This window comes from Citrobacter sp. Cf136 (assembly GCF_030333815.1).
Taxonomy (GTDB): Bacteria; Pseudomonadota; Gammaproteobacteria; order Enterobacterales; family Enterobacteriaceae; genus Citrobacter; species Citrobacter freundii.
This window is the reverse complement of record NZ_JAOWFE010000038.1, coordinates 14363-26206: the sequence shown is the minus strand read 5'-3', so window position 1 is coordinate 26206 and position 11844 is coordinate 14363. Positions and strand designations below refer to the sequence as shown.

The 11844-nt window shown below is 54.2% G+C and carries 14 protein-coding genes; 6 read left to right on the top strand and 8 right to left on the bottom strand.

The annotated features are described in order from the left end of the window. The first annotated feature begins 26 nt into the window (after positions 1-26). Together sorE and OGV98_RS18225 are read left to right on the top strand one after the other, a co-directional pair. Entirely contained in the window at positions 27-1250 is a 1224-nt protein-coding gene (gene sorE, locus OGV98_RS18230) for an L-sorbose 1-phosphate reductase (RefSeq protein WP_106902779.1), read from the top strand. A 1-nt stretch (position 1251) separates the two neighbouring features. Continuing rightward, a complete protein-coding gene (locus tag OGV98_RS18225) occupies positions 1252-2064 on the top strand; it encodes a shikimate 5-dehydrogenase (RefSeq protein ID WP_003844691.1) in 813 nt (270 codons plus the stop codon). A 33-nt stretch (positions 2065-2097) separates the two neighbouring features. Here the strand turns inward: OGV98_RS18225 and OGV98_RS18220 are convergent, their stop codons facing one another. The 3 genes from OGV98_RS18220 to OGV98_RS18210 all read right to left on the bottom strand — a co-directional run bounded on the left by OGV98_RS18220 (position 2098) and on the right by OGV98_RS18210 (position 3170). Continuing rightward, positions 2098-2415 carry a CcdB family protein gene (locus OGV98_RS18220; RefSeq protein WP_003841409.1) on the bottom strand — a complete coding sequence of 106 codons (318 nt, stop codon included), beginning with the start codon at positions 2413-2415 and terminating at the stop codon, positions 2098-2100. Beyond that, complete coding sequence (locus OGV98_RS18215; RefSeq protein ID WP_003844689.1) at positions 2415-2708, bottom strand: type II toxin-antitoxin system CcdA family antitoxin; 294 nt, start codon at positions 2706-2708, stop codon at positions 2415-2417. Before OGV98_RS18215 ends, OGV98_RS18220 begins: the two co-directional genes overlap by 1 nt. Before the next feature lie 96 nt (positions 2709-2804). Beyond that, positions 2805-3170, bottom strand: coding sequence for a hypothetical protein (locus OGV98_RS18210; RefSeq protein ID WP_061549631.1), 366 nt, complete (start codon positions 3168-3170; stop codon positions 2805-2807). A 141-nt stretch (positions 3171-3311) separates the two neighbouring features. Between OGV98_RS18210 and OGV98_RS18205 the strand changes: the two genes are divergently transcribed. After that, complete coding sequence (locus OGV98_RS18205) at positions 3312-3473, top strand: phage protein (RefSeq protein ID WP_003841416.1); 162 nt, start codon at positions 3312-3314, stop codon at positions 3471-3473. A gap of 159 nt (positions 3474-3632) precedes the next feature. On the opposite strand, the gene OGV98_RS18200 is transcribed toward OGV98_RS18205, so the two are convergent. From OGV98_RS18200 to OGV98_RS18185, 4 genes are all read right to left on the bottom strand, one after another. Then, positions 3633-4619 (bottom strand): aldo/keto reductase, encoded by a 987-nt coding sequence (locus OGV98_RS18200; RefSeq protein WP_210943502.1) that lies wholly within the window; start codon positions 4617-4619, stop codon positions 3633-3635. Positions 4620-4644: 25 nt separating this feature from the next. After that, entirely contained in the window at positions 4645-5673 is a 1029-nt protein-coding gene (locus tag OGV98_RS18195; RefSeq protein WP_210943503.1) for an alpha/beta hydrolase, read from the bottom strand. Positions 5674-5686: 13 nt separating this feature from the next. Next, complete coding sequence (locus tag OGV98_RS18190) at positions 5687-6916, bottom strand: MFS transporter (protein WP_210943504.1); 1230 nt, start codon at positions 6914-6916, stop codon at positions 5687-5689. A gap of 133 nt (positions 6917-7049) precedes the next feature. Continuing rightward, on the bottom strand, positions 7050-7538 hold the full coding sequence (locus OGV98_RS18185; protein WP_226796415.1) for a cyclophilin-like fold protein: 489 nt from the start codon (positions 7536-7538) through the stop codon (positions 7050-7052). Positions 7539-7630: 92 nt separating this feature from the next. On the opposite strand from OGV98_RS18185, the gene OGV98_RS18180 reads away from it, so the two are divergent. From OGV98_RS18180 to pepE, 3 genes are all read left to right on the top strand, one after another. Further along, on the top strand, positions 7631-8530 hold the full coding sequence (locus tag OGV98_RS18180; RefSeq protein ID WP_035897671.1) for a LysR family transcriptional regulator: 900 nt from the start codon (positions 7631-7633) through the stop codon (positions 8528-8530). A 415-nt stretch (positions 8531-8945) separates the two neighbouring features. Further along, positions 8946-9224 (top strand): addiction module antidote protein, encoded by a 279-nt coding sequence (locus OGV98_RS18175; RefSeq protein WP_057102318.1) that lies wholly within the window; start codon positions 8946-8948, stop codon positions 9222-9224. 99 nt (positions 9225-9323) lie between these two features. After that, a complete protein-coding gene (gene pepE, locus OGV98_RS18170; RefSeq protein ID WP_003841421.1) occupies positions 9324-10013 on the top strand; it encodes a dipeptidase PepE in 690 nt (229 codons plus the stop codon). Between the two features lie 65 nt (positions 10014-10078). On the opposite strand, the gene OGV98_RS18165 is transcribed toward pepE, so the two are convergent. Beyond that, a complete protein-coding gene (locus tag OGV98_RS18165) occupies positions 10079-11710 on the bottom strand; it encodes a Na/Pi cotransporter family protein (RefSeq protein ID WP_210943505.1) in 1632 nt (543 codons plus the stop codon). Positions 11711-11844: the final 134 nt, after the last annotated feature.

The following is an 11844-nucleotide window of genomic DNA, read 5'->3' as shown; positions in this document are numbered from 1 at the left end:
CCTCGAAAGAGGAAGAGGTGGTAACAATGCAAACAACAACAGCTTTACGTCTTTATGGTAAACGCGATCTGCGCCTGGAAACTTTCGACCTTCCTGAAATGCGGGATGACGAAATTCTGGCCTCAGTCGTAACCGACAGCCTGTGCCTTTCTTCCTGGAAAGAGGCTAACCAGGGCGAGAACCACAAAAAGGTGCCGGACGATGTGGCCACCAACCCGATCATCATCGGTCATGAGTTTTGCGGCGACATTATTGCCGTAGGCAAAAAATGGCAGCATAAGTTTCAACCCGGCCAGCGCTATGTCATTCAGGCTAACCTGCAACTGCCGGATCGCCCGGACTGTCCCGGCTACTCCTTCCCGTGGGTGGGCGGTGAAGCCACGCACGTCATCATTCCTGATGAAGTCATGGAGCAGGACTGCCTGTTGGCCTACGAAGGTGAAACCTATTTTGAAGGTTCGCTGGTTGAGCCGCTATCCTGCGTGATTGGCGCATTCAACGCCAACTATCACCTGCAGGAAGGCTCTTATAACCATAAGATGGGCATTCGTCCGCAGGGACGTACACTGATACTCGGCGGCACCGGGCCGATGGGACTGCTGGCGATCGACTATGCACTGCATGGCCCGGTTAACCCGGCGATGCTGGTGGTAACCGACACCAATAACGACAAGTTGAGCTACGCCCGCAAGCACTATCCATCAGAACCACAAACGTTGATCCATTATCTCCACGCCCAGGATGCGGCGTATGACACGTTGATGGCGCTGAGCGGCGGTCACGGATTCGACGACATCTTTGTGTTTGTGCCAAACGAACAGCTGGTTACGCTGGCCTCTTCCCTGCTGGCTGCCGATGGTTGCATGAACTTCTTTGCTGGTCCGCAGGATAAGCAATTTAGCGCGCCGATTAACTTCTACGACGTACACTACGCCTTCACCCATTATGTTGGGACGTCTGGCGGCAATACCGACGACATGCGCGCGGCGGTTAAACTTATCGAAGAGAAGAAGGTTCAGGCCGCAAAAGTGGTGACGCACATTCTGGGGCTGAATGCGGCAGGTGAAACCACGCTGGAACTGCCAACAGTCGGCGGCGGGAAAAAACTGGTTTACACCGGCAAAGCCTTACCATTAACCGCGCTCACCCAGATTGATGATCCAGCCTTGCGCGATATCCTGGAGCGTCATCAGGGGGTCTGGTCGCAGGAAGCCGAACAGTACATATTGTCTCACGCCGAGGAAATTTAACATGATTAACCGCGACACCCAGTTGTGCATGTCGCTTGCCGGTCGCCCTGGCAACTTTGGCACTCGCTTTCACAACTATCTGTATGAAAAATTAGGTTTAAATTTTATCTACAAAGCCTTTACCACGCAGGATATTGAGGCCGCAGTGAAAGGTGTTCGCGCACTCGGAATTCGCGGCTGTGCGGTCTCTATGCCGTTCAAAGAAAGCTGTATGCCGTTTCTGGATGCCATCGACCCTTCCGCAAAAGTGATTGATTCCGTCAACACCATCGTCAATGACAACGGTACGCTGACAGGATTTAACACCGACTACATTGCGGTAAAAAGCCTGATTGCCAGCCACCAGCTCAATAGCAGCGCACGCGTGATGATTCGCGGCAGCGGTGGAATGGGTAAAGCGGTTATCGCCGCGTTTCGCGATGCCGGTTTTCACGATGTGATCGTCGCCGCACGCAATCGCGAGAGCGGCCCGGCGCTGGCAAAACAGTACGGTTTCCAGTGGCAGCCCCAGTCGGAAGGGATTGCCTGCGATATTCTGGTCAACGTGACGCCCGTCGGCATGGCTGGCGGCAAAGAGAGTCATGAACTGGCCTACAGCGAAGCGATGGTCGCTGCCGCCAGCGTAGTGTTTGACGTCGTCGCCCTACCGCCGGAAACACCGGTGATTAAGCTGGCACAGCAGTTGGGTAAAAAGACCATCAGCGGTGCAGAGGTGATTGCCTTACAGGCCGTAGAGCAGTTCGCCATGTATACCGGCGTACGCCCGGATGACGCGCTAATCGCCGAAGCGGCAGAATTTGCGCGGGCGGGGTAACGAAGCAGGAACAGAGCGCCAGGGATGGGCGCTCTAATAGCCATTAATCAGAAAATCAATCGCATCTCGAAGTTCTGCCCTGTTTGCGGTCAGGTCTCCCACAAAGTTACCCACATTCTTCACAGGTATTCCTGTCATCATGTACGTCATCACCACATAGGCTTGCCCACCAATGCTAACAACCGGGCAAATTTTAGCTGGCGGGACTTCGTTGGGAAACTGGCTTAGCGCTATAACGGGTGCGACCAGTACATGCTGCAAAACAGCGGCCACCGGATGCTGTAAGCTAATTAAAAACGGATAAACGCTTTTTCCACTGCCTGTATTCTCATAAGCGCAATACTGCTCCATCAGAATGTCCTTTGAAAATCACTGAACGAACCGTTTTCTTCCACCCATTGATTTAATGCCTCTATCGATTTTTTATTATCCCGCAGCCATTCTTCACGTTTGTTCTCGCGAAATTTTTCGATTAGGGCTTCGGTTAAAACCGCTGACAGATTGATTTTAAGCTTGCGCGCCTCTTCCAGTATCTCTGGAGCCAGAGAGACATTGACTGATTTTTTTACCTTAGACACAGTGCGCATGATAACCCCCATAGCAGTGCGCATGACATGCCTAAGATTAGCGTAATAAGCGAGCATTTCCTATTCCCCGACCAGCAAATCATCACGTCACACTAAGGTGGTTGCACAGGCCTGTCACGCCCCGAAGAAGAAGTCTGCGAGGCGCTTTCCAGATTAGTTTAGGGAGTCGCTAGCGAACAGTTGTTGATCGGCTTTCGCTTCCAACCGCGCCAGCGCGGGAATCAACTGGCTGATATTTACCAGACTGTGTCCTAACTGGCATACGCTCTCATGGGAAAAATGTCCCTGACTTTCACCTGACATAGTCAGCAGGCTCTCGCCCATAAAATTCAGCGTATGGTACAACCCTGCCAGCGCCTCTTCACAGCCAAACGATAGCGCCAGATTTTCTTCGGTGGTGAGATGGCTGCAATCAAGATGGCGGAACGCCTCGGCGAGTGGAAAATAAAGCAGATCGGCCTGTGAAATGAGAGAAGAAGACGCAAAACAGGCGTTAGTGGTACTATTAGCATCAGCCATAGCATTACCTCGTATAATGTTGTGGTTAGACGCCCTGATCGTGTTCCCGCACTTTCGGGGCGTTGTCATTTTTGGTGTGTGAGAGTAATGTGTCATCACACATACTCACACTACTCTTGTGTAATTAAGGTGTCAACACACATGAACGAAAGAAGAGGCAATCCCCCGTTTCAATTCCGTCTGGATCCGGAACTGCGCAAAGCGATGGAAGAAGCACAACGGCAGGATGGCGATGAATCGTTGGCAGCCTGGATTAAACGTGTGATCAGAAAAGAACTGAAGCAGAAAGGGATTGAAGTCTAGCGATCGGCATTATGTATCGTTTTCTGGAGGTCTGCTTAGAGCGAGGAGCGGACCTCAAAGCAGTAAGACCAGAACAAGATCTTCAGGTAATAAATAAATCTGACTTAAATAACATAATTACCGACCCGAAGGTCGGTAATTGTTAACACTGATAACCTTTTACCACGCGTAAACTTCAGGTGCCTCTCCGCCTAGCCCCGGCCAGATGGTATCCAGCCTTTTGAGCGTATCGTCTGAAAGAGACAGCGTCAGGGCATTGAGATTCTGACGGAGCTGTTCAACTGTACGCGGACCACTGAGCACGGCGCTAACCACCGAGTTCTGCAGTAGCCAAGCCAGCGCGACGTCTGATGGTGTTTCCCCCAGCTCATCACACAGTGTTTCCCAGGCCTCCAGTTGTGGCCGCAGGCGGTTGATTTGTGCCTGCAACTGCGGTGATGCCCGGCGGCCACCGGCAATTTTCTTCAGAACACCGCCCAGCATCCCCATCCCGACCGGGCTCCAGGGGATCAGGCCAATACCGTAATGACGCAGCGCCGGAATGACTTCCAGCTCAATCGTGCGCTGGGTCAGATTGTACAGGCTCTGTTCCGATGCCAGCCCCAGCAGGTTGCGCGCGTCAGCCTTGCACTGTGCAGTGGCAATATCCCAGCCAGCAAAGTTACTGCTGCCCACGTAGCTGATTTTACCCTCACGGATGAGCTGTTCCATCGCCTGCCAGATCTCCTCCCAGGGCGTGTTCCGATCGATATGGTGCATCTGATAGAGATCGATATGGTCAGTTTTCAGCCTTTTCAGGCTGGCCTCACAGGCCCGGCGGATATGGTAGGCAGACAGGTATTTGTCGTTCGGACCCGTGTCCATCGGCTGGTAAACTTTCGTGGCCAGCACTACCCGGTCACGCTGACCACTGCGCGCTAACCAGTTACCGATGATTTCTTCGGATGTTCCGTAACCCTTTGCCATATCCGGTGACTGCGGCCCGCCATAGACGTCAGCGGTATCGAAAAAGTTGATACCCGCATCAACCGCTTCATCCATGATCCTGAAGCTGGTCGACTCATCCGTCAGCTCACCGAAATTCATGGTACCGAGACCGATGCGGCTCACCCGCAGGCCGGTACGCCCCAGATGTTTGTAGTTCATGTCAGATGCTCCTTAACTGAACGTGTTATTGCAGATTCTTACGGAAAAAGTCTGCCAGCTTGTCAAAAGGGATGACGTCGGTACGGTCATACAGATCGACATGCCCTGCGCCCGGTACGACATACAGTTCTTTAGGCTGACCGGCGCGTTTGAAAGCGTCCTCACTGAACTCTTTTGAGTGAGCCTGATCGCCGGTAATAAACAGCATCGGGCGCGGCGAGATGGTTTCAATATCATTGAACGGATAGAAGTTCATAAACTTGCCAATACTGCTCAGCATCGGTTTCGTCGTCAGTTCTTCTTTCTGACCCTGCGGGGTGTAGCCGCCACGTCCTGTGCGGTAGAAATTAAAGAACTCACGCTGAATATCCGGTGTGGAGTCATCCAGTTTGTTCACGGTGCCGGGGATATAAGCCGTCTCACCGCCCTTAAACTCAGCTAACCGCTGCTCAACGGCTGTCTGGATAAAGGCCTTACGTTGTTCTCCCGTCTGGGAATGATTAAGGCCATTACGGAACGCGCTCCCCATGTCATACATGCTGACTGTGGCAATGGCTTTCATACGCGGGTCAATCTTAGCGGCGCTGATCACAAAACTTCCGCTGCCGCAGATACCCAGCACGCCAATGTTTTCTGGATCGACAAACGGCTGTGTACTCAGATAATCGACCGCAGCGCTGAAATCATCTGTGTAGATTTCCGGTGAAATCAGGTGCCCCGGTTTGCCCTCGCTTTCTCCCCAGAAAGAGAGATCGATAGCCAGCGTAACAAAACCCTGCTCCGCCAACTTCTGTGCATAGAGGTTTGAACTCTGTTCCTTAACGGCTCCCATCGGGTGACCCACGACGATCGCCGGGTGTCGGGTGTTCTGGCTCATCGTTTTCGGGATAAACAGGTTGCCGACCACGGCCATCTGATACTGGTTTTTAAAGGTGACTTTTTGCTGCGTCACCTTATCGCTTTTATAAAAATTATCGGCCCCACGGGACATATCCGCCGCAGAGGCGGCAAATGCGCTGATGAGCATCCCCAGGGCTAACGTAAATCTGTTCATGATGGTTACCTTATCAGGACGAGCGTGATGAAAGACCACCGGCAGAGGCGTCTGCGCGTGAGGTCAGGAAAATCAGTACGGTTGCGATAATCAGCATCCCGGCACTGGCGAGGAAGGTACTCTGGTAGCCGTGATGGTCAAACAGCAGGCCGCCCACGGTGGAGCCCAGCGCAATGGACAGTTGCACCATCGCCACCATCAGCCCACCACCCGCTTCGGCGTTCTGTGGGAAGGTACGCGGTACCCATGCCCACCACCCCACCGGCGCAGCAGTGGAGAGCAGCCCCCACAGCCCGAGCAGTGCCGTCACGATGGCTACCTGACTGCCGAAGGCAATCAGTGCCAGCGCAGTGATGGCCATCAATACCGGGATGGTCATCAGGGTCGGGTAGAATCCGCATTCCAGCACCCGGCCAATCAGGGTAGTGCCGATGAAACCCGCAACGCCGATAACCAGCAGGACCAGCGTCACCGTTGCGGCATCCACTCGCGTCACGGTCTCAAGGAAAGGCCTGATGTAGGTAAAGAGCGTGAATTGCCCCATAAAGAAGATCCCCACACCCAGCATGCCCAGCGTGACCACCCGGCGACGAAACAGCGTGAATACGTTGCTGGAAACCGCAGCCTGACGGTTAACCGGCATGGAAGGCAGACTGAGTAATTGCCAGACAAACGCGATGATGGCGACCGGCACCAGGCAGAAGAAGGCGCCACGCCAGCCAACAACCGATCCGAGCCAGCTGCCCAGAGGAGCAGCCACGACGGTAGCCAGAGCATTGCCGCTGTTGAAAATAGCCAGCGCCAGCGGAACACGATGCACCGGGACCAGACGCATTGCCGTCGCGGCCGACATTGACCAGAACCCGCCGACCACAATGCCAATCAGGGCCCTGCCCGCCATATAGGTCATGTAATTGGGTGCCATCGCAATAACAGCACCGGAAATTGCCATAATGCAGGTCAGGCCGAGCAGCAGCGTTTTCCGGTTAAGCGTGCCTGCCAGCACGGAAATAAACAGGCTGGTTACCACTGCAAATGCCCCGGAAATAGCGATGCCCTGTCCGGCCATACCTTCGGTGACACGCAGGGTCTGCGCCATCGGTGTCAGGAGGCTGACCGGCATAAATTCGGAGGCGATCAGGGCGAAGACACACAGCGTCATGGCAAAGACACCACTCCAGTGCGCGGGATGTTTCCCGCTTCCGGTGTTTTTTTTTCTGTTCTCGTCTGTCTTATTACTCATTCAGGGATTTCTTTTCAGTAGATAACATGAAGTCTCCGTCGCGAAGCCTTAAGCGCTGCAGGAAGAGCTGAAACGGCATACGGGGACGGGACGGTGATAAGAGGAATAATCGCGGTGCGGAAGATGCTGTGGGTCAGTTGGCGACTCTGATCTGCACCGCAAGAGGTCCGTGGCGCTGCAGGACCTGCAGTCCGGAATCCACTTTCCCTAACGGGATCAGTGAACGGGCGTAAGCCCTGCCCCGGGCAAAAATCGCCAGGTTGCCCCAGGGCGCGTAGTAAGTGATATCTCCGGCTTCCGGCGTCATCCCGTCCGGTGCCTGTGCCGTAGAAAGCCTGCGCGGCAAGTTGCTTATGCGCTCTATATCGGCATAGTCTTCCAGCGTCAGGCTGAGGGGAAGCAGAGACGCAAAGTCCCGGCCTGTCGGCGTATCAAAGAGGGTGGCGGTGGCGGTTTCTCCCTCCACAATGATCTCAATTTTCATTAGCGTCTCCTGTGCCACTCCCCGGTCGTTGCCACCCGCCATAACGGACTGCGTGACGAAAAGCAGGCTGGCAAGGAGCAGCAACAGTGACGTTCTGCGGTAAGCGTTTTGCATAAGGGTTAGCGTTGACTTTTTCATCGCATTATTGTTACCAATATGCAGCGGGTTAACTAGCTAATGAATACTTAATACCCTTATAAGCAAAATTTATAAATGGACCGGAAACGAGCATGGCCAGACGCAATCTCAACGACTTACTCTCTTTCGTCACCGTGGCGCGTGAGGGCAGCTTTACGCGCGCTGCCGCCCAGCTCGGCGTGACCCAGCCCGCACTGAGCCAGGCGATTTCCGGGCTGGAAGAACGGATGCAAATCCGCCTGCTGACAAGGACCACGCGCAGTGTGTCAGTGACGGCAGCCGGGGAGCGCCTGCTGCAGTCTGTGGGACATCGTATTGATGAGATTGAAGCCGAGCTGGACATGCTGACGGCACTACGTGATAAACCTGCCGGGACCGTCCGTATTACATGTGGACCTAATGTTCTGAAGACCACGCTGCTGCCAAAGCTGACGCCACTGTTACGCGAATATCCTGATATTCATATTGAGTTTGATGCCAACCACGGGTTCCGGGATATCGTTGCGGATCGTTTTGATGCCGGCGTGCGGCTCGGAGACACTATTGACAAAGATATGATAGCCGTACCCATTGGCCCGAAACTGCGCATGGCGGCTGTAGCTTCCCCAGAGTATTTCGCCCGGTGCGCCGCCCCTCAGACGCCACGCGATCTGATGCAACACTGCTGTATTAATGAGCGCATGGTTCAATCGGGGAAAATTTACGCCTGGGAGTTTGAGCAGGAAAACGGCAAATTTCACGTTCGGGTTGAAGGTCAATTGACGTTTAACACATCGGAACACGTTGTTGATGCAGCTCTGGCCGGACTGGGCATTGCCTTTTTACCTGAAGAGGAGTTCGGCACACATCTGCAGGAAGGAAAACTGATTCGTGTGCTTGAAGAATGGTGCCGTCCTTTTCCCGGCTACTATCTTTATTATCCAAGCCGTAAACAGCCTTCCCCAGCGTTTTCACTCGTTGTGGATGCGTTGCGTATTAACCGGAAAATTTAACGCTGAATTATCGGGCCAATATTTGAAGAACGGACGTGAACGTCCGCTTCTGGCACAAAGCAGCCCCTCTCCCCTGTTATCGTTTCGCGTATCAACCGCAGCATCCTGGAAAATTACACATTACTGCGAGGCGCTTTCCTGTTTATGTCCACCAGCATTTCCTCTTACATCCCTGTTTTTTATTCTCTACTTTCAACTTGTCAATTCATAATGTAGTTTATAAAATACATGGAACGTAATCATGGAAATTCTTCAGACCACGGTTTTCCAACGCTGGAAACAGAATCTACGGGATCGCAGGGCCAAAACGCTCATTGCCGCACGACTTTTTCGACTGCCGAATGGTTTAGCTGGCGATGTTAAACCTATTGGAGAATGCTCGCCCGTTCACTGGACTATCAGGAGACCTTCCGCCATGAATAAACTTACTCACTACGATCCCGCTGCTGCGCTAGTTGATGATGAAGAAATTGCTGTATTTATGGCGGATGCCCTCGAAACAGGCGATGCAACGTACATTGCAAAAGCGTTGGGCGTGGTGGCACGCGCTAAGGGAATGGCGAACATCGCGGCAGAAACGGGATTATCCCGCGAACAACTCTACCGCTCGTTTAGTGAGAAAGGAAACCCGACGCTGAAAACCACGCTGGCAGTGATGAAGGCGCTCGGTATTGGATTGACACTTAGAAAATAGTCCCAGCCCTTCCAACATCGTGAGCCATATCAGTAAGGCGTCAGGCTGATAGTGGTAGCATTAGCGCGGTTTGTAATTTTCTGATTACATGGAGAAATGATGGAACTGCTTTTATTGAGTAACTCGACGCTGCCGGGCAAAGGCTGGATGGAACATGCGCTGCCGCTGATCGCAGAGCAACTGAATGGTCGCCGCACGGCGGTGTTTATTCCGTTCGCTGGCGTGACGCAAACCTGGGATGAGTACACGGCGAAAACGGCAGCCATCTTTGCGCCAATGGGCGTCAACGTTACGGGTATTCATACCGTTGCCGATCCGATTGCCGCCATTGAAAACGCCGAGCTGGTGATTGTCGGCGGCGGGAATACCTTCCAGTTGCTGAAAGAGAGTCGTGAGCGCGGGTTGCTGGCGCCGATCGTGGATGTCGTCAAACGCGGTGCGCTGTACATCGGCTGGAGCGCGGGTTCCAACCTTGCCTGCCAGACCATCCGCACCACCAACGACATGCCGATTGTCGATCCCAAAGGTTTTGATGCGCTGGGTCTGTTCCCGCTGCAGATTAACCCACATTTCACCAACGCGCTGCCGGAAGGCCACAAAGGCGAAACGCGTGAACAGCGTATCCGCGAACTGCTGGTTGTGGCACCGGAGCTGACGGTGATTGGCTTGCCGGAAGGTAACTGGATCAAGGTGAGTAACGGTAAGTCCGTGCTCGGCGGCCCGAACACCACGTATATCTTTAAAGCGGGTGAAGAGGCGGTTGCTGTTGAAGCAGGCCACTGCTTTTAGTTGATTTGTTGTCTGATGCCGGATGGCGGCATAAATGCCTTATCCGGCCTACCGCTTCAGCTCACTCAATAATCATCCCGCTCATCGTCTTCATCCGGTTGTTCCAGCACGCTGTAGGCCACGGAGCAAAACAGCGAGTTCAGACGCTGCATATCGCCCAACAGCGCCAGGTGTAGGGAACTGGTCTCGATGCTTTGCACGTTCTGCTGATGCAGACGGTCGACGTGCGCATGCGAATAACGACGGTTGAGAATACGAAAACGGTGCTTGCTGCGGCGTAGACGACGGGCACTGGTCACATCGCCTGAGAAGAACACCGACATCGCCAGCTGCAGATTGCTGAGCAGCTGATCGTAAAGTGCATCCAGCTCTTTCAGCCCTTCCACAGAGAATGCCCGACGGGCGGCCAGCGACTTATCGGCAATCTCGCTGCCCATACGTTCAACGATATCGGAAGCCTGTTCGAGGTTGAGCGACATTTCGATAATCTCCGCCCAACGGCGTGATTCCTCTTCCGCCAGTTCATCCTTTGGCATCCGCGCCAGATAGAGCTTAATCGCCGTGTACAGCACGTTGATGTCATCCGCCATCCTGCGCAACTCTTTCTCTTCGCGCGGCTCGCCGTGCATCACCTTCTTCAACCCGTCCATCATCTGCTCCATCGCATCGCCAATACGCAGCGCTTCGCGGGCGGCATTAGCCAGAGCGAGCGTCGGCGTATCCAGCGCACTGACGTCCAGATGTTTGGGCTTCAGATGCGCATCCAGCTCCGGATCATCGCGGATGATGCGTTTACAAAAACGCGCCATCGGTTCGGCGAACGGCACCATCGCCACGCAGCGCACCAGGTTGTAGAAGACGTGGAAGTAGATAACCAGTTCAGATTTCGGCAGCGGCAGTTCATCCATCAGATTGGCCAGCGGATGAACAAACGGCAGGATAATCAGGCTCCCCACCAGCTTGAACAGCAGGCTACCGAGCGCCACGCGACGGGCGGCGGCGTTAGCGGCGCTGTTGTTAAGCATCGCCAGCAGGCCGGAGCCGAGGTTGGCACCAATCACCAGACACAGCGCCACCGGGAACGAGATAATGCCTGCCGCGGTCAGCGTTGCCGTCAACAGTACCGCCGCCAGGCTGGAGTAACTGATAATCGCAAACATGGCGCCAATCAGCGCATCGAGCATGATATCGCCGGTGAGCGAGGCGAAAATAACCTGTACGCCGTTAGCCTGGGTGATCGGCGTTACCGCCTGCACAATCAGCTCCAGCGCCAGCAGAATTAAACCAAGACCGATCCCCACGCGCCCAAGTTGTCCAGCCCGCGACTGCTTCCGTCCGAGAAAGAAAATCACACCGATAAAAATCAGCAGTGGCGACAGCCAGGAGAGATCGAAGGTCAGGATACGCGCCATCAGCGCGGTCCCCACGTCGGCACCGAGCACAATCACCAGCGCAGGGGTCAGCGCCACGAGATCCTGCGCGACAAACGACGTCACCAGCATGGTGGTAGCGTTACTGCTTTGCACCAGGGCAGTGACGCCGATTCCGGCACAGAAGGCGAGCGGTTTCTTTTCAACGCTACGGCTGAGCACGGTGCGTAAGCGGGCGCCGAAGACGCGCATCACGCCGGTACGCACAATATGCGTACCCCAAACCAGCATCGCGACGGCAGAAAGCAGGTGTAACAGAGTTAACACGGAATCAGGTACTCCTTATCGTTATATGTTCCTGGGCTCGGCGCAGATAGCGTGCCTGATAAGGCGTTTACGCCGCCATCCGGCAAACAGCGCTCGCGAACCTTCTTTCAGTATAAGGGTTTAAACGTAATAAA

Excerpts from the sequence above, each read along its gene's own strand:
- OGV98_RS18210 (WP_061549631.1), bottom strand. The coding sequence starts at position 3,170 with ATGGCTGATGCTAATAGTACCACTAACGCCTGTTTTGCGTCTTCTTCT.
- OGV98_RS18205 (WP_003841416.1), top strand. The coding sequence starts at position 3,312 with ATGAACGAAAGAAGAGGCAATCCCCCGTTTCAATTCCGTCTGGATCCG.
- OGV98_RS18190 (WP_210943504.1), bottom strand. The coding sequence starts at position 6,916 with ATGAGTAATAAGACAGACGAGAACAGAAAAAAAAACACCGGAAGCGGG.
- OGV98_RS18175 (WP_057102318.1), top strand. The coding sequence starts at position 8,946 with ATGAATAAACTTACTCACTACGATCCCGCTGCTGCGCTAGTTGATGAT.
- OGV98_RS18215 (WP_003844689.1), bottom strand. The coding sequence starts at position 2,708 with ATGCTCGCTTATTACGCTAATCTTAGGCATGTCATGCGCACTGCTATG.
- OGV98_RS18180 (WP_035897671.1), top strand. The coding sequence starts at position 7,631 with ATGGCCAGACGCAATCTCAACGACTTACTCTCTTTCGTCACCGTGGCG.
- sorE (WP_106902779.1), top strand. The coding sequence starts at position 27 with ATGCAAACAACAACAGCTTTACGTCTTTATGGTAAACGCGATCTGCGC.
- OGV98_RS18220 (WP_003841409.1), bottom strand. The coding sequence starts at position 2,415 with ATGGAGCAGTATTGCGCTTATGAGAATACAGGCAGTGGAAAAAGCGTT.
- OGV98_RS18195 (WP_210943503.1), bottom strand. The coding sequence starts at position 5,673 with ATGAACAGATTTACGTTAGCCCTGGGGATGCTCATCAGCGCATTTGCC.
- OGV98_RS18185 (WP_226796415.1), bottom strand. The coding sequence starts at position 7,538 with ATGAAAAAGTCAACGCTAACCCTTATGCAAAACGCTTACCGCAGAACG.
- OGV98_RS18200 (WP_210943502.1), bottom strand. The coding sequence starts at position 4,619 with ATGAACTACAAACATCTGGGGCGTACCGGCCTGCGGGTGAGCCGCATC.
- pepE (WP_003841421.1), top strand. The coding sequence starts at position 9,324 with ATGGAACTGCTTTTATTGAGTAACTCGACGCTGCCGGGCAAAGGCTGG.
- OGV98_RS18225 (WP_003844691.1), top strand. The coding sequence starts at position 1,252 with ATGATTAACCGCGACACCCAGTTGTGCATGTCGCTTGCCGGTCGCCCT.